This is a genomic window from Neomicrococcus aestuarii, assembly GCF_014201135.1.
GTDB classification, from domain to species: Bacteria; Actinomycetota; Actinomycetes; order Actinomycetales; family Micrococcaceae; genus Neomicrococcus; species Neomicrococcus aestuarii.
In genome coordinates this window covers 687,608-714,175 of the sequence record NZ_JACHDR010000001.1, presented here as the reverse complement: position 1 = coordinate 714,175, position 26,568 = coordinate 687,608, and the positions used below count along the sequence as shown (strand labels likewise).

The following is a 26,568-nucleotide window of genomic DNA, read 5'->3' as shown; positions in this document are numbered from 1 at the left end:
ATCGCCGCCGGGTATTCGTTCACGTTATCCATGAGTTTCGCCAAACCAGCCGCGACGTTCGCGCGAATCTTCACGGACACCTACGCCGGAATCGCTCCAACTTCCGCGTGGCCCGATAGGGGTCTGACCGGTAGCAGAACAGTGGTTGGCGCCATAGAATCTTTTGGTGCGGCATGCTTCAGGCATGGCCGGTGGACAGGTGACGATAAATAGATGCCCGGGAGACCCCCAAGGCCTTGACGATTCGGGTGGGACTTTAGCCGAGGGCGCGCCTGGCCCGGGCGGCTGCGAGGGTATCGGCATCCCCGACGGTGGTCAGGCCGCGGGTGCGACCCTGGGCACAGGCGGCGGCGAGACCGGCCATGGTGCGTTCACGGATTATGTCGCGCTCGAGTTCGGCGAGCGCTGCCATCATGATGAAGAAGAATTTCCCTTCTACTGTTGGGCTGTAGGTTCCCGTCAGTGTTCCGGTGAGAATAAGCAGGCCTACCCCCTGGACGTGGAGGCCATCGGCGATGGTGAGCACTTCCTTCACCGACCGGCCGAGCCGGTCCAATTTCCACACGCATAGGGTGTCCGTCGGCCGGAGATGGTCAAGTGCTTCAACGAGTCCCGGGCGGGCGGTGGCGCGACTGGAGATTGTATCTTCGAAGACTCGGCCGCAGCCGGCAGCCTCAAGGGCATCCCGTTGGAGCTGGGAGTCCTGCCCATTGGTAGAAACACTGGCGTAACCGATGAGATTGAAATGCTGAGTTGCCACTGATCAACTGTCGCACAACCGTTGCTGGTTTTCCGGTGAGTAGGTTTTCCAGTTGCAGGCCGGTGGTCTTCTCTTCGCCTTCAAGGTCGGTGACGGCGCTGTTCCAGATGAACTCGATCTTCGGGTGAGCCAGTGCCCGGTCGGCCATGGTCTTCGAAGCGCGCAGGCTCTCGCGGCGGTACACGACGGTGACCTTGCAAGCGAATTTGGTCAGGAAGAGCGCTTCTTCCAGGGCGGAGTCGCCGCGGCCGATCACGGCAATCTCTTGTCCGGGGAAGAAGAATCCGTTGCAGGTTGCGCAGGAGGATACGCCGTGGCCGGTCAGTCGCTTTTCGTTCGGTACGCCTAAGGTGCGATAGACCAAACCCTTGGAAAGGATGACGGTGTGTGCCAGATAGGTGGTGCCGTTGCCTGCCGTGACCTTTTTGATGTCACCGGCCAAATCGACGTGAGTGACGTCGTCAAAGAGAATTTCGGCGCCGAAGCGTTCGACCTGCTTCTGCATGTTCTCCATCAGATCCGGGCCCATGATGCCCTCGGTGAAGCCGGGGAAGTTCTCCACCTCAGTGGTGTTCATGAGTTCTCCGCCGGCGGTGACCGAAACAGCAATGACTAGCGGGGCCAGATCCGCGCGGGCGGTGTAAATTGCGGCGGTGTATCCGGCGGGGCCGGAGCCGATGATGATGACGTTGCGGATGAACTCGGAGGTACCAGGGCTCATGGGGAAGCCTTTCAAAACAGGTACGAATCGATGAGTGAAGGATTTAGTGCGAGGCGAGGAGGCGGTGCTTGAGCTCATTGACGCGGGTGTGGATGTCATCGCGAACCAGTTCCATGCGTTCGCGTCCCTCGATGCCGCGTAGGCAGGGCTCATCGGTCTCCCATACTTCGATCTGGACGCCGCCCAGGTCGGGAACGCTGGCCTCGGTGCCTAGTACGACGACGAGTCCGGCGGCGCGCATGTTCTCCTCGGTCAACAGCTTGGTGTTTTCGGCGCTGAGGTCGATACCCAGATCCGCCAGGACCTCAGCAGAAAGAGCGTTGAGGGCTTTTCCTAGTTGGGTCCCGGCCGAGGTTACGGTGATGTCGCTTCCGGCTTCATCAGTCCGGCGGCCATTTGGGACTTGCCGCCGTTCTTCACTCAGACGAACAGGACGGCAGGACGGGCTGCTGGTGAAATGGTGCTCATGGGTTAGGCCTTCGGGATTAGGGTTGCGGCCAGGGAATCCAGGGCGCCGGGAACTAGAGAGTAGTAGGCCCAGACTCCGCGCTTTTCGCGGTTTAGCAATCCGGCTTCGACCATGATTTTTAAGTGGTGCGAGACGGTGGGCTGGCCGAGGTTTAGCGGCTCGGACAAATCGCAGACGCAGGTTTCGGCCGTCGGGGATGAGGAAACGATCGAGAGGATGCGTAGACGGTTCGGATCGGAGAGCGCCTTGAAGCGTGCGGCCAGGGCCTCGGCCTCGATCGCAAGCAAGGAATCCTCGCCGTGTGTGGGAACGCAGCACGGAGCTTCGATTTCCTGCTCGGAAACCGCGGGGGTTTCCTGACGGGTTGGGGTGGCAACGGGTGTGGACATATACCTCGCCTCACTTTCCTTAGGTCCCCGTAAGAAATATTGACAATCGTCGATATATGCAACAATACTCGATACATCGAGGTTCGTCGATGTCTAGTTTTGGAGATAATTTGCCGTGACACACACCCCCGCACCCGCAGACACGGGGCACATCACCGCCAAGCTATCCACTTTGGATCGCTACCTGGTCATCTGGATTCTGGCGGCCATGGCCCTCGGGCTCGGACTAGGACGACTCATCCCAGATCTGGGCCACGCCCTAGACTCCATCAAGGTCGCCGGAGTCTCCCTGCCGATCGCCCTGGGCCTGCTGGTGATGATCTACCCGGTCATGGCCAAGGTTCGCTACAACGAGACCGGGCGCGTGCTGAGCGATAAGAAACTGATGATCACCTCCCTGGTGATCAACTGGGCCCTCGCTCCGGCATTCATGTTCGTCCTAGCCTGGACCTTCCTGGCCGATCTTCCCGAATACCGCACCGGGTTGATCATCGTCGGACTGGCCCGCTGCATCGCGATGGTCTTCATCTGGAACGATCTGGCCTGCGGGGACCGCGAGGCCGCCGCCGTGCTGGTGGCCATCAACTCCGTCTTCCAGGTTCTCGCCTTCGGCGCGCTGGGTTGGTTCTACCTCCAGGTGCTGCCCACATGGTTGGGTCTACCGACTACCAGTGCCGAGTTCTCCGTCTGGTCCATCACGCTCTCGGTCCTAGTGTTCCTAGGCATCCCACTCATCGCAGGGTTCCTTACCCGTACCTTCGGCGAAAAGGCCAAGGGCAGGGAATGGTACGAGGACAAGTTCCTCCCCAAAATTGGCCCTTGGGCCCTCTACGGGCTGCTGTTCACCATTGTCGTTCTCTTCGCCCTGCAGGGTGATGCGATCATCGCTAAGCCGCTGGACGTCGCACGCATCGCGCTGCCGCTGCTGGTCTACTTCGCGGTGGTGTTCGGCGCGTCAATGCTCATTGGCCGCTCCCTGGGCATGGGCTACGCACGGACCACTACCTTGGCGTTCACTGCGGCGGGCAACAACTTCGAACTGGCCATCGCCGTCGCCATCGCCACCTTCGGCGTCACCAGCGGCCAGGCCCTAGCCGGAGTCGTCGGACCGCTCATCGAGGTCCCGGTGCTTGTAGCACTGGTCTACGTCGCCCTCTGGTCTCGCAAGTTCTTCGCTTCCTTCAACACCGCAAAGGTCAACGCATGAACACCACCGCTAAGCCCTCCGTCCTCTTCGTCTGCGTCCACAACGCCGGACGCTCCCAAATGGCAGCGGCCTTCCTGAGCAACCTCTCCAACGGGCAGATCGAGGTCCGCTCCGCCGGCTCGCAGCCAGCTAACACCGTGAACCCGGCTGCCGTCGCTGCGATGAACGAGGTCGGCATCGACATGTCCAACGAAATCCCCAAGATCCTCACCACCGAAGCCGTCAAGGAATCAGACGTGGTCATCACCATGGGCTGCGGCGATACGTGCCCCATCTTCCCGGGCAAGCGCTACGAGGACTGGAAACTGGAAGATCCAGCAGGCAAGGGCGTCGATTCCGTGCGCCCCATCCGTGACGAAATTCGCGCGCGCATCGAGACGCTGATCAGCGAACTTCTACCAACTCGCTAGTTATCCACTTCCGTCAGGAAGTCGATAATCTCCTCGACGCGACCCAGCAAGGCGGGTTCAATGTCGGCGTAGTTGGTGACGCGAGACAGAATTCGCCGCCAAGCCAGGCCCAGATCTTCGGGCGTGGAAGCTGGCCAGCCAAACGCGGTGACGATTCCGGTCTTCCAGTCTTGGCCGCGGGGGGCAACTGGCCAGGCGGGAATTCCCAGAGCGCTGGGCTTGACCGCCTGCCACACGTCTACGTACGGGTGACCCACAATCAGGACATTGCCGGCCGCGCCGGGAACTTTCATGGCGCGCTCGGCGATCTTCTGCTCCTTGGTGCCCATGACCAAGTGGTCTACAAGGATTCCCAAGCGACGCTGTGGGCTGGGCGCGAAGTCAGCGATCACCGCAGCCAAGTCGTCGACGCCGTGGAGCGGTTCCACCACAATGCCTTCCACGCGAAGGTCGTGGCCCCACACCTTCTCCACCAGCTCGGCGTCGTGCTTACCTTCAACCAAGATGCGGCTGGCACGTGCGGTGCGCGCTTTCAATCCCTGGACCACTACGGATCCGGAGGCAGAGCGCGTGACGGGAGGCAGCGTCGTCGTTTTCACGGGAGCAATGATGCGGACGGGTTCGCCGTCCAGAAGGAAGCCGTAACCGGCCTTGAAGGAACGGGTCTTTCCGCCGCGGCCCTCCAAGTGGAGCACCAACATGCCGCCGGATTTCTCAATCCGCATAATTTCACCCACAAAGCCGGTCTCGACGTCCTCGATGACCATGCCTTGCGCGGCAGGCACTTCTCGCAATAATTTCCGAACCGGCTTACCAATTGCTTGCGGTCCCCATGAGCTGTAGTCCACATCTCTCCTCTCCGGCCTTTGATGCTAGCAATGCCTCAAAAAGTATTAGACTTAGCACTTGATCGTGTCGAGTGCTAAAAGTATGAGCACTAGAGGGAGGTGCCGCATGGATCAGTTCAAAGCTAGCCGACGAGATACGTCCAAAACGGAACCTCGTCGCCTCGAAGTTCTCCGGGCGATCGTTGAGGATTTCGTGCAGACCCGTGAGCCAGTGGGCTCTAAGGCTCTCGTGGAACGTCATCTCTTGGACGTCTCTGCTGCCACCATTCGTAATGACATGGCGGCGCTTGAGGACGAGGGCTTCATCGTTGCACCACACACGTCGGCCGGCCGCATTCCCACGGAAAAGGGCTACCGCCATTTCGTGGACATGATTGAGGAAGTTCGCCCGCTCTCGGCGGCGGAGCGACGTGCCTTCCAGGTCATGCTCGAGGGCGCTGAGGATGTTGACGAAATCCTGGACCGCACGGTTCGCATGCTGGCTCAGATTACGCAGCAGGTTGCGGTTTTGCAGGTTCCCATAGTGGACGACGACGCTGTTCGGCATCTCGAGCTCGTTTCGTTGGGTGCCACTCAAGCATTGATCGTGCTCATTTCTTCCACCGGCAAGGTGGAGCAGCGCGTCATTGTGGTTCCACCGAGCACCACGGACGAGGTGTTGAGCGAAGTACGCACGGCCATCCTGAGCACCATTCAGGGCGAGCCGATGATGGTCGTGGGAGCCGAGGCTCGCGTCGGCGTCACCACGCTGCCGTTCCCACTGCGAGAGCTTGGCGAGCTGGTTGCCGCCGGACTCGAAGTCATGGCGAATCAGGGCAACAGCTCGCGCTATTTGGTAGCCGGTACTGGAAACCTGGCCCGCTCCACAAGCGACTTCCAGCAGACCATCACACCGATCTTGGACACCCTTGAGGAACAAGTTGTCCTCTTGCGGTTGTTGTCAGAACTAGAGCAAGACGCGCACGGAATCGCGGTGTCCATTGGACACGAGAATTCCTACGGAGGACTTTCCGAAGCTTCCCTCGTGGCGTCCTCCTACGGACCCGGGCAGCTCGCGAAGCTCGGCGTCCTTGGCCCGACGCGCATGGATTACCCCGCAAGTATGGCCGCCGTGAGAGCGGTAGCCCGGTACTTGTCACGAATTTTGGCCAGCTAGCACCTAGCTGAATCGCTAGAAAGGAAACTGCCACCACATGGCAACCCACTACGAGGTATTGGGCGTCTCCCAGGACGCCACCGCGGAAGAAATCAAGAAGGCATACCGCAAGCTCGCCCGTAAGCTCCACCCGGATATCAACCCGGGCGCGGAGGCTGCTGAAGAGTTCAAGCTCGTCACGCGCGCGTATGAAGTGCTCTCCGATCCGGATAAGCGCAACATCTACGATCAGACGGGTAACGAGAACGGCACGTCTCAAGGCTTCGGCGGCGGCGCTGGCGACTTCGGTTTCGGCGACATCTTTGAGCAGTTCTTCGGTGCCGCGTCCGGCGCAGGTCAGGGTCCCATCCCACGCACCAGCCGCGGACGCGATGCACTCATCACGGCAACCATCGAGCTCAAGGACGCCGTGCAGGGCACGGTTTACCCCTTGGACATTGAAACCGCCGTCACCTGCCCGGTCTGCGATGGCTCGTGCTGTGAAGCCGGCACGCAGCCGGAAACCTGCACCATTTGCCGCGGCCGCGGTCAGGTTCAACGCCCGGTTCGTTCTTTCTTGGGACAGATGATGACCCTCGAAACCTGCTCCGCTTGCCGCGGACACGGCACCATCATTCCTAGCCCGTGCCGCGAGTGCCAGGGCCAGGGCCGCATCCGTGAGCGCGTCACCAAGCAGCTCAAGATTCCAGCAGGCGTCAGCACGGGCACGCGTATCCGCTTGGACAGCCAAGGCGAAGTGGGCCCCGGCGGCGGACCTGCCGGTGACCTGTACGTGGAAATCGACGTCAAGCGCCACGCCGTCTTCGAGCGTGAAGGAAACGATCTTCACGCCGAAGTCACGCTGCCAATGACCGCTGCTTCGCTCGGTACCACCGTCAAGTTGGACACCTTCGATGGCTCGAAGGACGTCACCGTGGATCCAGGTACGCAGACGGGCCACACGGTCCGCTTGCCAGATCTTGGTGTGCCTCGTTTGCGTGGCTCGGGACGCGGAAACATCGTGGTTCACATCAACGTCGAGACTCCTACCAAGCTCGACGATGAACAGCGCGAGCTCCTCGAAAAGCTCGCCGCACTGCGCGGCGAAGAGTTCGCTGAGGGCCGCGTGGAGAACCGTGGAGGCTTCTTCTCGCGCCTCAAGGATCACTTGAACTCGCGCTAAAGCCGCCGCAGTTCACACCGCAGTTCACGTTGACGCTGAAAGACGCCGAAGGGGTCGCATGAGCAATCAAGCATTTTGGTACGGTTCGTCCTTGGCTGCAGTTGTTGCCGGTGACGAGCTGGAGCTCGGCGGCCCCGAGGGTCATCACGCGTCCAACGTAAAACGCATCGCGGTAGGTGAGCAGGTTGATCTCGTCGACGGCGAAGGTCACCGAGCTGTCACCGAGGTGACGGCAACCAGCAAGTCTGGCCTGTCCCTGAAAGCCCTCCAGCTCCACACTGAGGCCGCTCCGCGTTTCCCCGTCACTCTGGTGCAAGCCCTCGCCAAGGGAGACCGGGATCTTCAAGCGGTGGAGTCCGCCGTTGAGCTCGATGTCAGCCACGTTGTTCCATGGCAGTCGGAGCGCAGCATCGTCAAGTGGCCGGCCGATCGCGCGGCAAAAGCACTCGCCAAGTGGGAATCGCTGATCCTGTCTGCCACGAAACAATCACGCCGTAGCTTCCGGCCCAGCGTAGAAACGGCCATCACGTCCACGCAGCTGAAACGGCGCATCGGCGAATGGACGGCAGATGGCTCGCTCGTGGTCATCCTGCACGAGGCCGAAAACAACGCGCTAGCTCACGTGGTCTCTGCTTATCTCAACCAGAGAACCGCGCAAGGCGGACTTGAGGACGCAAGCGGCGCCGTCGTACTGATTGTTGGCCCTGAAGGCGGCATCAGCCCGCAAGAAATTGAGAAATTCACGCAAGCAGGAGCCGTTCCTGCGCTTTTGGGCCGCAACGTGCTGCGCAGTTCTAGCGCGGGGCCGGCGGCCATGGTGCTGGTGCGTCATCTCACCGGGGAGCTGTAGCCTTCCGCTCCTGTCAGAGTGGGACGCCCCAAGGGGACAGCGAATCGTTAGCTCATCGCGAAGGACTTGGTGTCCACCGCAACGCGTTCGCTAGAGCCTTCATTCTGACCCCACACCACCAATTGGTAGGTGCCAGGCTCGAGGTCCAACTCAAGGCGGAATTCTGAATCCGTGGGGAGCTTATTCGCCTGTGAGATTGTTCCGTCTGCCACGACGTCGCCCGTTTGGCCGTTTTCTACGCGCAATACCTCGTAGAAGGAGCCACCCGTGAAGCGCGATGTCAGGCCGAAGACTTTGAGTTTCTCGCCGTAAGTGGAACCCTCGGCCGGATCAATGACCCACAACGGCGCGCGGAGAGCACTATTTCGCGTCATTGGCTTGTCCAGCGTGACGAAACCCCACGCTTTGTAGCCTGTGCGGCCATCGACCGCGATTGACACGGTGGGATCCTGCTTTCCGGTCAGCAACCCGGAATTCGCGGCCGCAGCGGTAGCGGTGTACACCAATTGCTGGATGCTGCGTTCGGCCAAGCCCTTGTCAACGGAACGGTCGAAGGCATCGGAGGAGATGTCTACCGTGATCTCGTTCTCAGCTGTGATAGTTGCGCCGATGCGCTCAGCAGGGGACCACACATTGAAGTAGTTCGGATCCTTGGGCGTTCCCTCAAGCATGTACTTAACGCTGGTCACTACCGGATCGCCTTGATCCGGCACCGAGGAGAACTCGCGATACAAGTACACGTTTTCCGCGTTCTCGCCCAACCAATAGGTGGGGGAGAGCTGATTAGCGCCGAGCGTCTCGAGTCGCGATTCAGAAGCGACCGGAACAGAGGCCGACGAGGACGCTTCGCTCTGGGCAGGCATCGTTGACTGCGCAGGAATGATGGGACTTTCATCGGTCGAACAGCCCACAGCAGCAATCGCCACTACACCGGCTACGGCCGCGACTGCAATGGCAGCGCGAGCACGTCCTTTCGACAAATTCATCAAGTACTAATCCTCATTAACGGCAAAAAGCGCGGGGGATGCGCGTCAAACAGGCTACACACGAACAATTATCCATAACATTGTTATTTACAATATTGCCCATTCCGTAATCAATTCTTGACCTTTCAGTATGAAAGGGACTGCGCTGTGAGCGAGGTTCTTGCTGCCTTCCGGGTGGGAAGTGGGCGCGTGAACTAGAATCAAAAAGCGCGGATTCATTCGCAGAAATAGGGAAGATAGGTGTCCAGCCCGCATGGCAGATGAGCTCGAAAATTCAGTGAGCTTCAGCGTTCCTTTCGAAACGACCCAGGAAATGGTTGCGGCCTTGGGTGCTCAAGATGAGCTCCTGCGGGTCCTCTCTGGTGTTTTTCCGTCCGTGAGTGTCACTCCAGTTGACCAAGATTTGACCGTCCGTGGCCCCAAAGAAGAGGCCAACGGTGTCAAAAACGTCCTTGAAGATGCGCGTCAGTTGGCGCGGCTCGGCACCACGGTGACCCTTGAAGTCATCGAGGAATTGGTGCGTCATCACTCGACAAAGGTAGGCGCGCCCGCGGTGACGTCTTCACGAGGAAAGCACGACGCCGCAGCTGGGGTTGCGCCGTCTTCTAGCGGTTTCCGGGCACTTCCGCCACAGTCCTTTGGTCTGAACATTCTCACCAGCAAGGGGCGCAGCATCCGTCCAAAGACGGTGAACCAACAGCGCTACGTGGACGCGATAGACAACAACACCATCATTTTTGGTATTGGTCCGGCAGGTACAGGTAAGACCTACTTGGCAATGGCGAAGGCAGTTCAGGCTCTGCAGGCTAAGGAAGTTTCCCGCATCATTCTGACGCGTCCCGCTGTAGAAGCCGGCGAGAAGCTGGGCTTCCTGCCAGGCACGCTCACGGACAAGATCGACCCGTATTTGCGTCCGCTCTACGACGCTTTGCACGACATGGTGGACGGTGAAACCATCCCGAGGCTCCTAGCTGCGGGAACCATCGAAGTGGCACCCCTTGCCTACATGCGAGGACGTACGCTCAACGATGCGTTCATCATCCTCGATGAGGCCCAAAACACCACCCCAGAGCAGATCAAAATGTTCCTGACGCGTTTGGGCTTTGGCGCCAAGATGGTCATCACCGGCGACATCACTCAGGTGGATCTGCCAGGCAATACGCGTTCCGGCTTGCGCGCCGTCACCGAGATTCTTGACGGTGTGGATGACATCTCCTTCCAGTATTTGGAATCCTCAGACGTAGTACGACACCGGTTGGTGTCCCAGATTGTGAGTGCGTACGAGAAGTGGACGGACGAACAAAGTTCGGAGCCGCGCTCGGGTCACCGGAAGATCGGAAAAAAGAATGTCCATTGAAATCAGCAACGAAACCTCGATCGCCACGGACCTCGATGAGGTTCGTAAGCTAGCCCGTCACGTTCTCGACAGCCTGTGGGTTCACCCGGAAGCTGAAGTAGGCATCACGCTGGTGGATGAGGAAGCCAGCTCACGATTGCACGTGGAGTGGATGGACCTCGAAGGCGCCACGGACGTCATGTCCTTTCCGATGGATGAACTTACTCCCGGCACCCCCGGAAAGCCCAGTAGCGCCGGCATGCTCGGTGACATTGTGATCTGCCCGATGGTGGCACAGGATCAGGCGAAGGCGGGTGGGCACTCCTATTTGGACGAAGTGCTCTTGCTAACCACCCACGGGCTCTTGCACCTCCTTGGCTTTGACCACGATGAACCAGATGACCGCGAGGAAATGTTCTCGCTGCAGCGCGAGCTTTTGGAGAAGTTCCTGGGTCGCCCTGCTCCCAAGGAGACCATTCAATGATTCCTGCCACCCTTGCGATCGGAGCTCTTGCGTTTCTTGCGATCGCTGGCCTCCTGTCCGCTGTTGAGGCAGCTTTCTTCTACCTGAGTCGGCAAGAAGCCGAGCAGCTCTTGGCACACAAACCCAAGAGCGCTCTGCGTGCCATCCTGGACGATCCCGTCCCGCACACCAACGCTCTTCGCTTGTGGCGCTTGTGGTTTGAGATGGCAACCGCCGTCGCCGTAGCCATGCTGTTCACGTTCCTGATTGAGAACTTGTGGATCGCCGGGTTAGCGGCCACCCTGACCATGTCACTCATGGCGTTCGTGGTGGTGGGAGTTTCTCCTCGCCGCTTGGGACGCAACCGTGCTTCCTCCTTCGTAGCAGGCACCGCCCCGCTCATCCGACTCTTGCGCATGGTCCTAGGTCCAATTCCGCAATGGCTTGTGGCTGTCGGCAATAAGTTGTCTCCGGGCGAGACCAGCGGCGACGAAGCCTTCTTCTCCGAAGAACACTTCCGAGACATGGTGGACCGCGCTAACGAAGCGGACATGATTGAAGACGTTGAGGCAGAATTCATCCATTCCGTCTTCGACCTCGGAGACACCCGGGTGCGTTCCGTCATGGTTCCGCGCACAGACATGGTCACCGTTGATTCGGGAACATCGCTCGCCGACTGCATGACTTTGTGCTTGAAATCCGGCTGCTCCAGAATTCCCGTGATTCAAGAAACCAGCGACCACATCGTGGGCATCGTGTACTTGAAGGACATCGCACGAGAACTGCACTTCAAGTCAGATCCAGATTCCACCGTCGATGACATCGCTCGAGACGTCCGCTACGTTCCCGAATCCAAGTCTGTGGCAGAACTGTTGAAAGAACTGCAGATCGAGTCCACCCACGTGGCGATTGTGATTGACGAGTACGGCGGAACTGCCGGCCTGGTCACCCTCGAAGACTTGATTGAGGAAATCGTCGGCGAGATCGACGACGAGTACGATCGCTCCCGGCCAGACGTTGAAGAAGTACGTCCCGGCGTGTTCCGAATCAGCGCCCGCACACCACTCGACGACCTTGGCGAACTCTTCAACAAGGATCTTGAAGACGACGAAGTAGATACCGCCGGTGGCCTTCTAGCCAAGTACTTGGGCCGCGTGCCCATCGTGGGTTCGGAGGTTTCCGTCGAAGGAATCCATCTCCACGCAGAAACTCTCGAGGGGCGCCGCAACAGAATCGGTTTCCTTCTGACCTGGTTTGAACCCGAAGACACCGAAGAGGACGAAGAATCTCACGGTTCTCACGGTTCCAGCGGACGACGCGATTCTGCAGACATTCACCACCTCGAAAGCGAGCAAGCCTCATGAGTAACACCACTGAAACCACGCCGGAAAACTTCCGTGCCGGATTCACCTCCTTCGTAGGACGTCCCAACGCCGGAAAGTCCACGCTCACCAATGCAATGGTGGGACAAAAGGTGGCCATTACCTCCAATAAGCCGCAGACCACGCGTCACACCATTCGCGGAATCGTGCACCGCGAGGATTCTCAGCTGATCCTCGTTGACACCCCGGGACTACACCGCCCCCGCACGCTTCTAGGTCAGCGACTCAACGACCTCGTTGCGGAAACCTTGGGTGAAGTGGACGCCGTGGGCTTCTGCCTCCCAGCCAACGAAAAGATTGGCCCTGGCGACAAGTTCATCGCCCAAAAGCTCGGTGGACTACCCCCTCGTACGCCCATCATTGCCCTCGTCACCAAGACGGACCTCGTCAACCCAGCGCAACTGGCCGAGCAATTGCTCGCCGTCACCAAGCTGGGAGAGGAACTCTTGGCACCCAAGGGGTTTGCCGCCGTCGTACCGGTATCTGCTAAGGACGGCTACCAAGTCGAAGAGGTCGCTAAGGTCCTGGCACAGCTCATGCCAGTTTCACCGCCGTTGTACCCAGACGGGGAACTGACGGACGAGCCGGAAATGAAAATGATTTCCGAGCTCATTCGCGAGGCCGCACTCGAGGGTGTCCGCGATGAACTGCCGCACTCGTTGGCTGTTGTGGTTGAGGAAATGATCCCTCGCGAAGACCGTCCCGCCGATAATCCGATGGTGGATATTCACGTCAATCTCTACGTCGAACGGCCAAGCCAAAAGGCGATCGTCATTGGCAAGGGTGGAACGCGACTTCGAGACGTCGGCACCAAGGCTCGCAAGGAGATCGAAACCCTGTTGGGGACCAAAATCTACCTTGACCTGCACGTGAAGGTCGCGAAGGAATGGCAGCGAGACCCCAAACAGCTGGGACGACTCGGCTTCTAAGCCACCAGTAATTACGACACTCGGTCGTTAACAAGTCGCGAAGTGGGGCTAGGGGAGTGCTAGGGTCGAAACATGCTTTCGGGATTGCTACTACTTAGCCGCCGCGGCGGGGCCTAAAGAGCGCAGGCGCTCTGGCCGATCCCCGCTGCGGAGTTTGCGTCCCCGGCCATCGCTCATAGCGACCGAAATTTCTCTTACACAGAAGGCTAAGCAATGCAGAATTTCCAGAAGCCCTCCGGAATGCCCATCCACAAGTATGTGCCGTTCCAAGACCAAATCGTCACCGCACTTCCTGACCGCACCTGGCCAGACAAAGTCATCACGAAGGCACCACGCTGGTGTGCAGTTGACCTTCGCGACGGCAACCAAGCGCTGATCGAACCAATGAGCCCAGAGCGCAAGCACAAGATGTTTGACCTCTTGGTCCGCATGGGATTCAAAGAAATCGAAGTGGGATTCCCGTCCGCTTCACAGACCGATTTTGACTTTGTTCGTCAGCTCATTGAGCAGGATCGTATCCCCGACGATGTGACCATTCAGGTGCTGACTCAAGCACGCGAACACCTCATTGAACGCACGTACGAAGCGATTCAGGGTTCAAAGCAAGCCATTGTTCACCTGTACAACTCCACCTCCATCCTCCAGCGCCGCGTGGTTTTCGGTGAGGATCAGGACGGCATCTTGGACATCGCCGCCTCGGGTGCGCGCTTGTGCAAGAAGTACGAAGAAGAACTGGCCGGTGACACGAAGATCACCTACGAATACTCGCCGGAATCCTTCACAGGAACAGAGCTGGAGTACGCCGTGCGCGTTGCGAACGCTGTGGCTAACGAGTTTGGGGTAACACCTGAGCGTCCAATGATCCTGAATTTGCCGGCAACCGTTGAGATGGCAACCCCAAACGTGTACGCCGACTCCATCGAGTGGGTTCACCGCAACATCGCCAACCGCGATTCCATCATCATCTCGCTGCACCCACATAACGACCGTGGAACCGGCGTCGCGGCAGCGGAACTCGGCTACATGGCCGGCGCCGACCGCATTGAAGGCTGCCTTTTCGGCAACGGTGAGCGCACTGGAAACGTCGACTTGGTAACCCTCGGCATGAACATGTTTAGCCAGGGCATCGATCCAGAGTTGGACTTCTCCGACATGGACGAAATCCGTCGCACCGCCGAATACTGCAACCAGCTGCGCGTTCCCGAGCGTTCACCCTACGGTGGCGACTTGGTGTTCACCGCTTTCTCCGGCTCGCACCAGGATGCCATCAAGAAGGGCTTCGAGCACATGGAGCGCGACGCTGCGGCGGCCGGCAAGACGGTCGACGAAATCCCTTGGGCAGTCCCGTACTTGCCGGTGGATCCCAAGGACATTGGGCGTAGCTACGAAGCGGTCATCCGTGTGAATAGCCAGTCCGGTAAGGGTGGCGTTGCGTACTTGCTCAAGAACGATCACCAGTTGGATTTGCCTCGTCGCGCACAGATGGAGTTCTCTGGCGTTGTGCAACGACGTGCGGACACCGAGGGCGGCGAAATTTCCGGCGCACAACTCTGGACGATCTTCAAGGACGAGTACTTGCCGTCCGATGATGCAGACAAGAAGTGGGGCAAGTTCCAGCTCGGCGGTGTCCGCACCGACACGGGTGAGAACGGCGAATTTGAGCTGACTGTCAAGCTCTTCGTTGATGGTGAAGAGCGGATCCGTACCGCTAGCGGCAACGGTCCCATCAGCGCTTTCGTCAACATCCTCACGGCTGAAGGCATCGACATCCGCGTCCTGGATTACTCCGAACACGCTTTGAGCGAGGGCGGTACGGCTCAAGCCGCCGCCTACATTGAAGCAGCCGTTGGCGAACGAGTCCTCTGGGGTATCGGCATTGACGCCAACACCGGAACCGCATCGCTGAACGCAGTGATCTCGGCCGTCAACCGCGCCTTGCGCGAATCTACGCCGGCCGCATAGCGAGTGAGGGTACCGCGCATAACGCGCGGATACTGAAGATATATGTCACGACACGCGTCCTTCGCGGCACGCTCCTACCGAACCCACGGGATAGTGCTTCGCACCTACAAGCTAGGCGAAGCAGACCGCATCATTGTGATGCTCACTCCCGATCGTGGGCAGGTTCGAGCGGTCGCGAAGGGCGTTCGTCGTACCACCTCTAAACTCGGTGCAACTTTAGAACCGTTCATGTACGTGGACGCGCAAATTGTCCAAGGCCGAACTCTGGATATTGTCACTCAGGCGGAGCTCAAGCGTCCCTACGGTCAGTACATTGCAACGGATTACACACTGTTCACCACGGCAAATGTCATGGCCGAAACCGCGGAGCGCTTGACCCAAGCTGACGACGAATCATCGGCCGTACAGTACCGGCTATTCCATGGGGCACTGGCCACCTTGGCACGCGGCGGACATAACCCGACGCGCGTCCTGGATTCCTACTTATTGCGCGCTCTCGCCGCCGAAGGCTGGGCACCCAACTTCGAAGAATGCGCGAAGTGCGGAAAACCTGGACCTCATGCTTCCGTAAATGTTGTTGGCGGCGGAAGCGTGTGTGTTGATTGCCGGCCTTCAGGTTCGCTCTCGCCAGGGCCATCGACTGTCTCTCTGTTGGCGGCTCTTTTGAGTGGGAACTGGGAAGCTATAGACATCGCGGATCCCGCTGATCAGCGTGCTGCCTCCGGAATTGTTACCGCTTTCGTACAATGGCACCTTGAGCGTGGCCTGACGTCCATGCGACATATTGAAAGGATTACCGAGTGAGCGGCACGTACCAGGCTCCCTATCCGCACCCTTCGGGAGCAACGGCGCCCGCGATGGACCCGCGGTTTATCCCAGAACACGTCGCAATCGTGATGGATGGCAACGGTCGATGGGCCAATCAGCGTGGATTGCCCCGCACCGAAGGACACCGGGCGGGCGAAGCCGCTTTGCTGGATGTCATGGCGGGCGCCGTTGAGCTGGGTATCAAGTATGTTTCCGTCTACGCATTTTCAACGGAGAACTGGAAGCGCAGCCCCGAAGAAGTCCGCTTCCTCATGGGATTCTCTCGAGATGTTCTTCGCCGGCAACGCGACACTCTGAACTCTTGGGGTGTCCGCATTCGGTGGGCGGGTCGCAAACCTCGCTTGTGGTCCAGTGTTATCAAAGAACTGCAGGCCGCTGAAAAGCTGACCGCACAGAACACCGGAACACAGCTGACCATGTGCGTAAACTATGGGGGTCGCGCTGAGATCGCCGATGGTATTGCCAAGCTTGCCGAGGATGTCCAGCGTGGGAAGCTCTCACCCCACGGCATCACAGAGCGCACGCTCAATAAATACCTTTACGCGCCTGAGCTACCCGATGTTGACCTGTTCTTACGCACCTCTGGCGAGCAGCGCACATCGAACTTCCTGCTGTGGCAATCAGCGTACGCGGAGATGGTGTTCATGGATAAGCTCTGGCCTGACGTTGATCGCCGGACTCTGTGGGAAGCAGTGGAACTCTACGCGCAACGCGACCGCCGATACGGTGGCGCGATCGATCAGGCTAGCGCAAGTACCCCTGAGACCAGCGCGTAATCGCCGCGTACGCACCTTCGCGCACGTCAGAAGACGAACTCAAAAGGTCGTGCATTCCGTCCGCAATTCGAACTACTGTCACGTTGCTGCCTAAGCTCAATACCCGTTTGAGGTTCACGTCGACGTCGAGTACGGAATCGGCGGCCATCATTTCGGGGACGAAGCTCAGTCCTAGCTTCGAGCGTTCGGAATACAGTGCCAGAATTGGCGTCTGAATGTTCAGCCCTTTGCTGACCTGAGCGTGTCCGTTCAAGATGGCCAGCAGCCAGCCTGCGCGGATAGGGAAGGCCAGACGAGGCCGCCATACCGGGTGCAGATCCCATTCGCCGTCGGCTTCCCGGCTCAGTGAGCGCCAATAGTGATCAACCTCTGGCAGCTTGACCAGCTGGCGTGGATTGCGCCTCGCCAGAGGTGTCAAGAGTGATCCCACGGTGTTGCGTAGGGGAGTGGAACCGTAGAACTCAAGCCACGGTGAATTCAAGATCAACGCCGCGAAAGTTTCTGGATGGCGTGCGGCAAATAGAGACATCACCAGTCCACCCGTGGAATGTGCCATCCCGACCAACTCAACATCGGCTTCATCGCCGAGCAGTGCTTTAAGGTCATCGTGGATCCGGCCTATCGCTGTGGTGAGATCCTCATCGTATTCAGTCAGGTCAGTAATGAATCCTGGCGTGGTCCACTTGCGAAGGCTTCTGCCAAATCTTCGAAGATCCAGTGCAAAGAAGTGAACACCTTGTTCGTGCCAGTACTCGGCAAGTCGACGGTGGTAGAAGTAATCGCTCCACCCGTGTAAATACAGGACAGCGCGAACGCGACCCTGCGTCGTCGTACTAACCGTCCCTCCACCAGAATCCGGGCGAAACCGTACGAGGGTCGCCGAAACCGGGCCTTCGTCGTCGTCCTCAAAATGTAGCGTCGTGTACTCAAAACCGTCGCCCAGAATATCCGGCCGCCACTCACCGTCAACGGTGTCCTCCGCGAACTCGCCGAAGGGGACGCCGTCACGCGAGGTGTGCTGCTGATCAACTGGTGGCACGGTCATGAACAGAGCCTACTGAAAAGCGGGGGATTGCCGCAGCGGAGCAGGTCAGGCCACGGACGAGAGCGTCGAAACCTCAGCGGACCCTCGCCAGTTATTTGGTGAGGTCTGCGTGACGCTGGAAGAATACTTCGCATGCGCTTTTATCCCACGTTCTTTAAAGTCTTCTTTTCCGGTATGGAACCTGAAAAGGCTCACCACGTGGGATTTTCCATGGTGCGACTCGCAGAAAAAACGGGCGCCTCCGCAGTACTTCGCCGCATGACCGCACCCGATCAGTCCCTGGAACGCACCGTCATGGGCTTGACCTTCCCCTCACCGTTCGGCCTCGCAGCGGGCTTTGACAAGGAAGGACACGGAACCACAGCGCTTTGCGACCTTGGTTTCGGCCACATTGAAGTGGGTACCGTGACCGCAATCGCGCAACCCGGTAACTCTCAACCGCGCCTCTTCCGCCTTGTTGAGGACAAAGCGCTCATCAACCGTATGGGCTTCAATAATCCCGGTGCAGCAGCCGTTGCACCGCGCATCCGCGAATCTCTTACACATCTGTCACGCCGCTTCGGCCGCACTCGCCCCATCTTGGGCATCAACATTGGCAAAAGCAAGGTTGTGGAACTCGAGGACGCTGTATCCGATTACCGGACCAGCGCGGCGACCTTGGCACCACTTGCCGACTACATGGTGGTCAATGTTTCCTCCCCGAACACTCCGGGTCTTCGTCTCTTGCAGTCCGTGGAGAGTCTCCGTCCCATCCTTGAAGCGGTCCGCGATGAGTCTGAAGCAAAAGCCCAGCGCCGTGTACCCCTGCTGGTAAAAATCGCACCCGACCTCGCGGACGAAGACATCGCAGAGGTTGCGGCGCTGGCAATCGAGCTCAAGCTCGATGGCATTATCGCCACCAACACCACCATTTCGCGCGAAGGTCTCTCCACGAGCAGCGATGCCGTCGAGTCGATGGGCGCCGGCGGCTTGTCCGGCGCACCGCTCAAAGACCGCTCCATGCAGGTCCTCCAGCAGCTTCGTGCACTGCTTCCAGACAGTATCGCCATCATCTCCGTGGGCGGAGTCACCGATGCTGAAGACGTGATCGATCGTTTGAACGCCGGTGCAGACCTTGTTCAGGCCTACACCGCGTTCCTCTACGAGGGTCCATTCTGGGCATGGCGCATCAATGCGGGGCTGAAGAAGGCGCAGCGCGCCGGGCGTCTAGCTCGCAGCTAGCTTCCCTCAGTAGTCGGCGAGCTTGCCTCGGCTTCCGGAGGTTCGGCGAGACGATCCACGCGGCGCCGGCGTTCGCGGAGGTAGGTCTGTTCGTATACACCCTGCTTGGGATTCCGCTGACGGGCTTCCTCGAGCGAGTGGCCCAAGAAGGTTCCATCCTTACCAAGGCCTCCTTGCTTGCGAAGGGACTCCCAGTTCTGAACAACCTGGCCCCATGTAAGCCTCGAACTCATCGTCGTCATACCTATAACCTCCTGTAGATGTTTACACACAAGAAGACTATGAGCACCCCCTGACACTTAGAACTGGGGAAGTAGTTCACACAAAAAAACTGGGCCGGTACTGCATACATGATGCGGTACCGGCCCAGCTAAAAACTGACTGAAGTGCGCTTACTGTGGGTGCTCGCCGCGCGCAACCTGCGGCTTCGGCAGACGAAGCTTGCGGAACTGCATGCCACGAGTCGCCGCGTACCAGAGCACGCCTCGCTCCACGGTGCCGAACTTCTCCAGAAGGCGCTTCTTAAGCTTGCGGGTCATGATGAGAGTGTCCACCACGGTGATGAGCAGAACTGCCCACATGGCCAGCGTGATGTAGGACTGCACGCTGATGTCCTGAATGAGGAGCGCAACAATAATGAAGGCCAACAGGACGAACATCAGGTATTCAGAGAACATGTAACGGGCGTCTACAAAGGCACGGGCGAAGCGCTTTTGCTCCCCACGATCCTTCGGCAAGAGGTAACGCTCATCGGCGGTCTCATTCGCAAGGCGGAACTGACGCTGACGCTCTTCGCGTTCTTTGATCTTCTGTTCCTTGCTGAGCTTACGATCGCTCGGCACCAGCGGACGCTTGTTTTGAGCCTGCTGCACCGATCGCTTCGGCGTCGGTGCCCCCTTCCCAGCCTGCGGGTCACGGTCGGTGACTTCCGGCTCAGTGGTTACAGGGGTCTCGGTCTCTTTATTCTTGCGTCCAAACACCCCACAATCCTACCGGTCAGTGGATAGAGTGAAGAAATGGCAACACACTCAATCCCATCTCAAGATGCCGTAGACGTTGACGCGATCCGTCAGATTGTCTCGAAGAACTTCTCTACCAGCGTTGAACATCTCAAGAACCTCGCCCGGATTCCGTCTGTAGCGTGGGATTCGTTTGACCCGATTCATGTGCGTCGCAGTGCTGAGGCGGTCGCCGAACTCGCGAGGGAACTCGGTTTTAACGATGTCCGCATCGCAACGGCTCCCAAGCCCGATGGCACCGAAGGTTCCCCGGCGGTGCTGGCAAAGAAGCCGGCGGCCCCGGGAAAGCCCACCATCCTGCTCTACGCTCACCACGATGTGCAGCCTCCAGGCGATCGTGAGCTGTGGGACTCGGAACCGTTCGAACCTGAGCAGCGCGGGGACCGCCTGTACGGCCGCGGTGCCGCGGATGACAAGGCTGGCGTGATGGCCCACTGGTCCGCCATCCGGGCGCTCGAGGAGTCCACTCCCGATCACGGTCTGGGCATCACCTTGTTCATTGAGGGGGAGGAAGAGGCGGGTTCGCCGTCGTTCCGGAATTTTCTCGAAGCGCACCGTGAGGATCTTGCCGCCGACGTAATTGTGGTGGCAGACTCCGCGAACTGGTCCGTGGGCACTCCCGCACTGACTACCTCGTTGCGCGGCATGCTGGGCGCCGAGTTCGAGATCCGCGCATTGGATCACGCCGTGCACTCCGGAATGTTTGGTGGTCCGATTCTGGATGCCCCGATTCTCGCGGCACGATTGGTCGCTTCATTACATGACGCCGACGGAAATGTTGCAGTGGCCGGCTTGGAACAAAGAGACACTGCAACGGTGGAATATGACGAAGAGCAGTTCCGCTCAGATTCGTCCGTAGTGGAGGGCTACCGCTTGGCGGGATCGGGAAAGATCACGGACCGTTTGTGGAACCGACCGGCAATTTCGCTCATCGGCTTGGACATGGTCAGCGTCGCCAATTCGGCAAACGCACTGATTCCACAGGTACGCGGCAAGCTCAGCGTGCGCTTGGCACCGGGCCAGGATCCCGTGGCCGCGGGGGAGACCTTGCGCACCCACATTGAAGGCTTGGATTTGCAGGGAGCTGAGGTTCGTTTCACGGTGACGGAAGCGGGCAGCGCTTATTTACAGGATGCAGAGCACGACGCCGCAGCTCGCCTCATGAACGAATCCTTGCGGGATGCTTGGGGCACCGATCCGGTCAATACGGGCATCGGCGGAAGTATTCCGTTTATTGCCGATCTTAAGGAGCTGTACCCCTCGGCGCATATCTTGATCACGGGCGTCGAGGATCCGGATTCTCGAGCACACAGCGCCAACGAATCATTACACCTACCCGAATTCGAGAAGGCCATTACTGCCGAAGCGCTACTTTTGGCTCGACTAGCAGCTGGTGGATTAGGCGCCTCATCTCCTGAGTAAAAGGGTGCAGTACCTACCGCACATGCTCGGGAAGAAGTTTGCAGACTAAGCCGTTGAACATTATGCGAAGGTTTGGTGCGGCAACTTAGCCCTTGCAGACGTAAGATTGATCAATAGATGCGGTCCATCACCATCCGGGCCGTGAGAAAGCGAGTTGATGAAATATGAGTACTGTCACTAACGATGTACAGGCTTCTGCTGAGGAGATGCCAACGCACGAAGTGTTGCTCTCTGATGTAGCTGCGGGCAAGGTTCGCAGCCTACTGGAGCAAGAAGGACGTACGGATCTTCGCTTGCGCGTTGCCGTTCAGCCAGGCGGTTGTTCCGGCCTGATCTACGAGCTCTACTTTGATGAGCGCGTGTTGGATGGCGATTCCGTGCGTGATTTCGATGGCGTTGAGGTCATCGTGGACAAGATGAGCGTTCCGTACTTGAGCGGCTCGTCCATTGATTTCGAGGACACCATCAGCAAGCAGGGATTCACGATCGATAATCCCAATGCTGCAGGTTCTTGCGCCTGTGGAGACTCCTTCCACTAAGCAGAGCTGACTTGGAACTTCGCTCCGGCATGTCATTTACACGCGCCGGAGCGTTGTTTTCCTTTTTCTGGGCACAGAAGAGGGTAAGCTCTACAGGGAGTAGTAGAAGAACAATGATGCGCTGGTACTTCTAACGAGCCAGGGAGTGGGAAAGTTCCCACGGACTCGAGAATCCACCATCGCCACCGCCGCACCAACGAAGAGGAAGGGCCGTCTGTGAGTTCGCAAGATCGAACCGGTAGCCGCCGGATGGTTGCAAAGGTTACCGCCATTGCTGCCGCCGGCACGCTGCTGTTGACGGGTTGTTCGGAAGAAGTTCAGCGAGGCTGGCTTCCGAACGTCGTAAAGGACACCACAAACCACACTGGTGCCATTCAAGAGCTCTGGGTTAACTCTTGGATTGCATCTCTTATCATCGGCTTGCTGACTTGGGGCTTGTTGCTCTGGTGCATCATCGCCTACCGCCGCCGTAAGGGCGACGAGGGGTACCCGCGCCAGCTCAGCTACAACATGCCGATGGAGATCTTCTACACGGCTGTGCCGATCATCATCGTTTTGACGTTCTATAGCTTCTCGAACACTACGCAGCACGCAATCGACGAGCCTGTCGATTCGCCGCTCGTTATCGACGTTCGCGCTAAGCAGTGGGCTTGGGACTTCAACTACCAGTACGAGGGCGAAGAGAAGTACTTCGCTGGCGTACAGGCGCACCTTGACGGCGAAGCAGGCGCCGAGGATCGTCTCCCCACTTTGTACCTTCCGGTTAACGTTCCAGTCACCTTCGAGTTGAACTCGCGCGACGTTATCCACTCTTTCTGGATCCCAGCCTTCTTGCAGAAGCTGGACATGATTCCAGGTAAGACCAACCACATTTACTTGACCCCTCAGGTGGAGGGCGAATTCCAGGGTAAGTGTGCAGAGCTTTGCGGAGAGTACCACTCCGAAATGCTCTTCAAAGTCAAGGTTGTCTCTGAGCAAGAGTTCAACGACTACCTGGCGACTCTTCCTGACGGACAGCTCGGCGAGGAATACGACCGCCAGCCGAACGTCGTCAACAGCGCAGTACAAGGCGAAGGGGAGTAGGCACAATGACTACCTACGAATACGCCACGGACGAAGCGAAGGCTATTGCCCCTCGCGTGGTCCCGGTATCTAAGGGAAAGATCGTCGTTGACTGGATCACGACGACCGACCACAAGAAGATCGGTTACTTGTACCTGATCACTTCGTTCTTGTTCTTCTGCATCGGCGGCGTCATGGCACTCATGATTCGCGCTGAATTGTGGGAGCCAGGAATGCAGATCCTTCAGACGAAGGAACAATACAACCAGCTCTTCACGATGCACGGCACGATCATGCTTCTCATGTTCGCTACGCCGTTGTTCAATGGCTTCGCTAACGTTTTGATGCCACTTCAGATCGGTGCTCCGGACGTCGCGTTCCCACGTTTGAACGCCTTGGCCTACTGGCTGTACCTCTTCGGTTCCACGATCGCCGTGGCCGGCTACATCACCCCGCAGGGTGCTGCATCCTTCGGTTGGTTCGCTTACGCTCCACTGGCTTCGACCACCTTCAGCCCTGGCGTTGGCGGCGACTTGTGGGTCTTCGGTCTGGCACTGTCCGGTTTCGGTACCATCCTTGGTGCCGTCAACTTCATCACCACGATCATCTGCATGCGTGCTCCTGGCATGACCATGTGGCGCATGAGCATCTTCACGTGGAATACGTTGATCACCTCATTCTTGCTCATCATGATCTTCCCGCCATTCGCAGCCGCTCTGTTCGCCCTTGGCGCTGATCGACGCTTCGGGGCGCATGTGTTTGACCCCGAACACGGTGGACCTATTCTCTGGCAGCACCTCTTCTGGTTCTTCGGACACCCTGAGGTGTACGTCATAGCACTGCCGTTCTTCGGTGTGGTATCTGAGATCTTCCCGGTCTTCTCTCGTAAGCCAATCTTTGGTTACAAGGGCTTGATTTTCGCAACCATCGCTATTGCAGCGTTGTCCGTCGCAGTGTGGGCTCACCACATGTACGTCACGGGCGTCGTCCTGTTGCCATTCTTCAGCTTCATGACCATGCTGATCGCAGTTCCAACCGGTGTGAAGATCTTCAACTGGATCGGAACTATGTGGCGAGGATCCATCACCTTTGAAACTCCGATGCTTTGGTCGATCGGCTTCTTGGTTACCTTCCTCTTCGGTGGTTTGACCGGTATTACGCTTTCCGCTCCTCCGCTCGACTTCCACGTATCCGATACCTACTTCGTGGTTGCTCACTTCCACTACGTGGTTTTCGGCACCGTGGTCTTCGCGATGTTCGCTGGCTTCTACTTCTGGTGGCCAAAGTGGACCGGAAAGATGCTCAACGAGCGCCTTGGCAAGATTCACTTCTGGCTCTTGTTCGTTGGCTTCCACATGACGTTCCTCATCCAGCACTGGTTGGGCGTCTTGGGTATGCCACGTCGTTACGCTGACTACATGGTGGAAGATAACTTCGCCGCTATGAACGAAGTTTCCACTGTTGGTTCCATCATCTTGGCCATGTCCATGATCCCGTTCTTCTGGAACGTGTTCATCACGGCTCGCAACGGCCGCAAGGTTGAAGTTGATGACCCATGGGGCTTCGGCGCTTCGCTCGAGTGGGCAACGTCTTGCCCACCGCCACGTCACAACTTCCACTCGATCCCACGTATCCGCTCCGAGCGTCCTGCGTTGGATCTGCACCATCCTGAATTGTCCGCATTCCGGACGACTCCAACCACTGCCGCAGCGAAGATCTTCGGCCCGGCTGACCAAGGGGATAAGCGCTAATGAAAGTTGAAACTGGCATCTTCCTCGGTGGAGCGGCATTCTTCCTTCCAGTAGGAATCGTTTACGGTTTCCTCACCGGATTCAACGAATGGGTTGGCTTCCCAGCCATCTTGATGGTCGCGATCATGTCGGCATTCATCGGCTTCTACTTGCAGAAGACCGCAAAGAGTGTTGGCCCCCGCCCCGAAGACCGTAACGATGGCGAAATCCACGAGAACTCTGGTGTGGTTGGCTCGTTCAGCCCCTGGAGTTGGTGGCCACTGGTTCTTGCCGGTGCAGCTGCTATCGGGTTCTTGGGACTCGCAGTTGGCTTCTGGGTAACGTACATCGGTGCCGGACTGGCAGTAGTCGCCCTGATCGGGTGGGTCTACGAGTACAGCCGCGGCGATCACGCCCACTAAGCTCTAGCTAAAAGGTCTGGCCCTTCCTGTTGTTTCAGGAAGGGCCAGACCTTTTTTGTGTCCACTCTTGGCTTCCTTCTCCGAGAATCGATCACCAATGACTAAGTCACCGAGAATCATTCGCTTCGAACCACCGTCCGCCAATCGCCGGCACATCACCTGCCCACCAATGGCTCGTCGCCTGCCGCTCATCCACTCGTCACCCTCCGACGCACTTGTCCTCTCCCAACAGTGCGGCCAAATTTCTACAACTCCAGTGCGTTTTCTCGTCGCAATCCGTACTCGCATAGGGGTGGGTTGTATTGAACTGGCCTCATATTGGTCATGTGAAGCTTTGACATCTAGCTGGAGTTGCGGCGGGCCAATCGACGACCTCTGATTGAAGCGCAACGCCTACTTCGCTCAAACCCGAACGACAACACCGGTGACGCTTCAGTCGAAGCTCTAAGATGGTCGCATGCCATCGTCACTGCCGAAGTATCAACGAATTCGTCTGGAACTGAAGCAAATGGCGGACAACCATCCCAACAGCCGAGATCCCATTCCATCCGAGCGCGACTTGAGCCAGCGCTTCGAGGTTGCCCGCATGACGGTTCGTCGGGCCATCGACTCTCTCGTTGAAGAGGGCGTGCTGGAGCGAGTTGTTGGCGTCGGAACGTTTGTTTCGCGTCCCAAAGTGGATCTCCACGCACGATTGACCTCCTACTCGGAGGAAATGCAGCGACGAGGCATGGTCCCAACGTCCAGACTCCTCTATTTCGATGAGCGGGCCGCAAATGCTCATCTCGCACGAGAAATGGAACTCAGCGAGGGTGAACCAGTAATTCGCCTCCAGCGCCTTCTACTGGCCGATGGAGAGCCGATGAGCCTCGATGAGAACTATCTGCCCGCCAAGTACGTCCCAGGCATCTTGGACGAGCCGGCGCCATCGTCTCTGTACAACCTCCTAGAGGTCCGCTACGGGATTGTGATGCAGTGGGGCGAGGATCAAGTCGAAGCAACAGCTGCTAGCCCCTCAGAAGCGCGTCTACTGGGCATAGACGTCGGCGTCCCTCTTATGCGCATCCAAAGGCACGCCTTCGTAGGTCAAGAGCTGATGGACTACTCGGTGTCCTTGTACCGGGCCGATCGTTACAAGCTCTGGGTACCGCTGGAGCGAGTGCGCACGAGTTCACGTCGAGCGGCTCCCGGTCGCCCCTAAATCCTACCTCGTCCTACTTCGACCGAACCCTACTGCTAGCTGTCCCGCCAGAAGAGCACATGCGCTGCCGCCCGGCAGTAGAGGCATGAAGTCAGCGTCAGCAGATTATGGCCGAATACAACCTCACCAGCCCACAGCTAGCATTTGGTGCATGAGGACGGCCTCGCGCCTCACAGTCACCCGATCACTCTGGCAAATCTCTTGGGTACAACAAACCCTGTACCTGGCATCTATGGACGACCTTCTGGTTGGTGCTAGTGGTCGGGCACTGCC

28 protein-coding genes are annotated in these 26,568 nt (G+C 58.4%); 19 read left to right on the top strand and 9 right to left on the bottom strand.

The genetic code is table 11. The annotated features are described in order from the left end of the window. Nucleotides 1–256: 256 nt before the first annotated feature. From HD598_RS03160 to HD598_RS03145, 4 genes are all read right to left on the bottom strand, one after another. Nucleotides 257–760 carry a recombinase family protein gene (locus HD598_RS03160; RefSeq protein WP_311538932.1) on the bottom strand — a complete coding sequence of 168 codons (504 nt, stop codon included), beginning with the start codon at nt 758–760 and terminating at the stop codon, nt 257–259. Further along, entirely contained in the window at nt 675–1,481 is an 807-nt protein-coding gene (locus HD598_RS03155; RefSeq protein ID WP_157103195.1) for an NAD(P)/FAD-dependent oxidoreductase, read from the bottom strand. The genes HD598_RS03160 and HD598_RS03155 overlap by 86 nt, the downstream gene beginning before the upstream one ends. A gap of 43 nt (nt 1,482–1,524) precedes the next feature. Continuing rightward, nucleotides 1,525–1,737, bottom strand: a complete 213-nt coding sequence (locus HD598_RS13700) for a hypothetical protein (protein ID WP_311539060.1) — start codon at nt 1,735–1,737, stop codon at nt 1,525–1,527. A gap of 215 nt (nt 1,738–1,952) precedes the next feature. Further along, the gene (locus HD598_RS03145; protein WP_084636945.1) at nt 1,953–2,339 is read right to left on the bottom strand and encodes an ArsR/SmtB family transcription factor; all 387 of its coding nucleotides are present in this window, start codon (nt 2,337–2,339) and stop codon (nt 1,953–1,955) included. 115 nt (nt 2,340–2,454) lie between these two features. Here HD598_RS03145 and arsB point away from each other — a divergent pair, with 115 nt between their 5' ends. Together arsB and HD598_RS03135 are read left to right on the top strand one after the other, a co-directional pair. Continuing rightward, complete coding sequence (arsB, locus tag HD598_RS03140; RefSeq protein WP_183663758.1) at nt 2,455–3,546, top strand: ACR3 family arsenite efflux transporter; 1,092 nt, start codon at nt 2,455–2,457, stop codon at nt 3,544–3,546. Next, nucleotides 3,543–3,956 carry an arsenate reductase ArsC gene (locus HD598_RS03135; protein WP_183663756.1) on the top strand — a complete coding sequence of 138 codons (414 nt, stop codon included), beginning with the start codon at nt 3,543–3,545 and terminating at the stop codon, nt 3,954–3,956. Before arsB ends, HD598_RS03135 begins: the two co-directional genes overlap by 4 nt. Here HD598_RS03135 and HD598_RS03130 read toward each other — a convergent pair. Continuing rightward, entirely contained in the window at nt 3,953–4,804 is an 852-nt protein-coding gene (locus tag HD598_RS03130; RefSeq protein WP_183663753.1) for a DUF3097 domain-containing protein, read from the bottom strand. The genes HD598_RS03135 and HD598_RS03130 overlap by 4 nt on opposite strands. 106 nt (nt 4,805–4,910) lie before the next feature. Here HD598_RS03130 and hrcA point away from each other — a divergent pair, with 106 nt between their 5' ends. From hrcA to HD598_RS03115, 3 genes are read left to right on the top strand one after another with little or no spacing between them, the layout of a single operon-like run. Beyond that, a complete protein-coding gene (gene hrcA, locus HD598_RS03125) occupies nt 4,911–5,960 on the top strand; it encodes a heat-inducible transcriptional repressor HrcA (RefSeq protein ID WP_183663751.1) in 1,050 nt (349 codons plus the stop codon). Nucleotides 5,961–5,997: 37 nt separating this feature from the next. Then, complete coding sequence (gene dnaJ, locus HD598_RS03120; RefSeq protein WP_183663749.1) at nt 5,998–7,122, top strand: molecular chaperone DnaJ; 1,125 nt, start codon at nt 5,998–6,000, stop codon at nt 7,120–7,122. A 58-nt stretch (nt 7,123–7,180) separates the two neighbouring features. Continuing rightward, nucleotides 7,181–7,972: a 16S rRNA (uracil(1498)-N(3))-methyltransferase gene (locus HD598_RS03115; RefSeq protein ID WP_183663747.1), complete on the top strand. Its 792-nt coding sequence runs from the start codon at nt 7,181–7,183 to the stop codon at nt 7,970–7,972. Between the two features lie 47 nt (nt 7,973–8,019). Here HD598_RS03115 and HD598_RS03110 read toward each other — a convergent pair whose 3' ends face one another. Next, nucleotides 8,020–8,958, bottom strand: coding sequence for a GerMN domain-containing protein (locus tag HD598_RS03110; protein WP_183663745.1), 939 nt, complete (start codon nt 8,956–8,958; stop codon nt 8,020–8,022). Nucleotides 8,959–9,211: 253 nt separating this feature from the next. Here HD598_RS03110 and HD598_RS03105 point away from each other — a divergent pair, with 253 nt between their 5' ends. The 7 genes from HD598_RS03105 to HD598_RS03075 all read left to right on the top strand — a co-directional run bounded on the left by HD598_RS03105 (nt 9,212) and on the right by HD598_RS03075 (nt 16,634). Continuing rightward, a complete protein-coding gene (locus tag HD598_RS03105) occupies nt 9,212–10,315 on the top strand; it encodes a PhoH family protein (protein WP_183663743.1) in 1,104 nt (367 codons plus the stop codon). Beyond that, on the top strand, nt 10,305–10,778 hold the full coding sequence (gene ybeY, locus HD598_RS03100) for an rRNA maturation RNase YbeY (protein WP_071893569.1): 474 nt from the start codon (nt 10,305–10,307) through the stop codon (nt 10,776–10,778). The genes HD598_RS03105 and ybeY overlap by 11 nt, the downstream gene beginning before the upstream one ends. Beyond that, complete coding sequence (locus tag HD598_RS03095) at nt 10,775–12,121, top strand: hemolysin family protein (protein ID WP_183663741.1); 1,347 nt, start codon at nt 10,775–10,777, stop codon at nt 12,119–12,121. Before ybeY ends, HD598_RS03095 begins: the two co-directional genes overlap by 4 nt. Beyond that, nucleotides 12,118–13,068, top strand: a complete 951-nt coding sequence (gene era, locus HD598_RS03090) for a GTPase Era (protein ID WP_183663739.1) — start codon at nt 12,118–12,120, stop codon at nt 13,066–13,068. Before HD598_RS03095 ends, era begins: the two co-directional genes overlap by 4 nt. Before the next feature lie 213 nt (nt 13,069–13,281). Beyond that, nucleotides 13,282–15,030: a 2-isopropylmalate synthase gene (leuA, locus tag HD598_RS03085; protein WP_183663737.1), complete on the top strand. Its 1,749-nt coding sequence runs from the start codon at nt 13,282–13,284 to the stop codon at nt 15,028–15,030. 42 nt (nt 15,031–15,072) lie between these two features. Continuing rightward, nucleotides 15,073–15,834, top strand: coding sequence for a DNA repair protein RecO (gene recO / locus HD598_RS03080; protein WP_183663735.1), 762 nt, complete (start codon nt 15,073–15,075; stop codon nt 15,832–15,834). Continuing rightward, the gene (locus HD598_RS03075) at nt 15,831–16,634 is read left to right on the top strand and encodes an isoprenyl transferase (RefSeq protein ID WP_311538931.1); all 804 of its coding nucleotides are present in this window, start codon (nt 15,831–15,833) and stop codon (nt 16,632–16,634) included. The genes recO and HD598_RS03075 overlap by 4 nt, the downstream gene beginning before the upstream one ends. Here the strand turns inward: HD598_RS03075 and HD598_RS03070 are convergent. Continuing rightward, nucleotides 16,603–17,679: an alpha/beta hydrolase gene (locus tag HD598_RS03070; RefSeq protein ID WP_183663733.1), complete on the bottom strand. Its 1,077-nt coding sequence runs from the start codon at nt 17,677–17,679 to the stop codon at nt 16,603–16,605. The genes HD598_RS03075 and HD598_RS03070 overlap by 32 nt on opposite strands. A gap of 132 nt (nt 17,680–17,811) precedes the next feature. Here HD598_RS03070 and HD598_RS03065 point away from each other — a divergent pair, with 132 nt between their 5' ends. After that, the gene (locus HD598_RS03065; protein ID WP_183663731.1) at nt 17,812–18,900 is read left to right on the top strand and encodes a quinone-dependent dihydroorotate dehydrogenase; all 1,089 of its coding nucleotides are present in this window, start codon (nt 17,812–17,814) and stop codon (nt 18,898–18,900) included. Here the strand turns inward: HD598_RS03065 and HD598_RS03060 are convergent. Then, the gene (locus tag HD598_RS03060; RefSeq protein ID WP_183663729.1) at nt 18,897–19,142 is read right to left on the bottom strand and encodes a hypothetical protein; all 246 of its coding nucleotides are present in this window, start codon (nt 19,140–19,142) and stop codon (nt 18,897–18,899) included. The genes HD598_RS03065 and HD598_RS03060 overlap by 4 nt on opposite strands. A gap of 150 nt (nt 19,143–19,292) precedes the next feature. Then, nucleotides 19,293–19,880: a DUF3043 domain-containing protein gene (locus HD598_RS03055; RefSeq protein WP_071893577.1), complete on the bottom strand. Its 588-nt coding sequence runs from the start codon at nt 19,878–19,880 to the stop codon at nt 19,293–19,295. A 36-nt stretch (nt 19,881–19,916) separates the two neighbouring features. Between HD598_RS03055 and HD598_RS03050 the strand changes: the two genes are divergently transcribed. The 6 genes from HD598_RS03050 to HD598_RS03025 all read left to right on the top strand — a co-directional run bounded on the left by HD598_RS03050 (nt 19,917) and on the right by HD598_RS03025 (nt 26,295). Continuing rightward, the gene (locus HD598_RS03050) at nt 19,917–21,341 is read left to right on the top strand and encodes a dipeptidase (protein ID WP_183663727.1); all 1,425 of its coding nucleotides are present in this window, start codon (nt 19,917–19,919) and stop codon (nt 21,339–21,341) included. 164 nt (nt 21,342–21,505) lie between these two features. Beyond that, nucleotides 21,506–21,880, top strand: coding sequence for a HesB/IscA family protein (locus HD598_RS03045; protein WP_183663725.1), 375 nt, complete (start codon nt 21,506–21,508; stop codon nt 21,878–21,880). A 216-nt stretch (nt 21,881–22,096) separates the two neighbouring features. Then, nucleotides 22,097–22,963 carry an aa3-type cytochrome oxidase subunit II gene (gene ctaC, locus HD598_RS03040; protein WP_311538930.1) on the top strand — a complete coding sequence of 289 codons (867 nt, stop codon included), beginning with the start codon at nt 22,097–22,099 and terminating at the stop codon, nt 22,961–22,963. A gap of 5 nt (nt 22,964–22,968) precedes the next feature. After that, entirely contained in the window at nt 22,969–24,693 is a 1,725-nt protein-coding gene (ctaD, locus tag HD598_RS03035; RefSeq protein ID WP_183663723.1) for an aa3-type cytochrome oxidase subunit I, read from the top strand. Next, nucleotides 24,693–25,094 (top strand): cytochrome c oxidase subunit 4, encoded by a 402-nt coding sequence (locus HD598_RS03030; RefSeq protein ID WP_183663721.1) that lies wholly within the window; start codon nt 24,693–24,695, stop codon nt 25,092–25,094. Before ctaD ends, HD598_RS03030 begins: the two co-directional genes overlap by 1 nt. Before the next feature lie 457 nt (nt 25,095–25,551). After that, entirely contained in the window at nt 25,552–26,295 is a 744-nt protein-coding gene (locus HD598_RS03025) for a GntR family transcriptional regulator (protein ID WP_071893583.1), read from the top strand. Nucleotides 26,296–26,568: the final 273 nt, after the last annotated feature.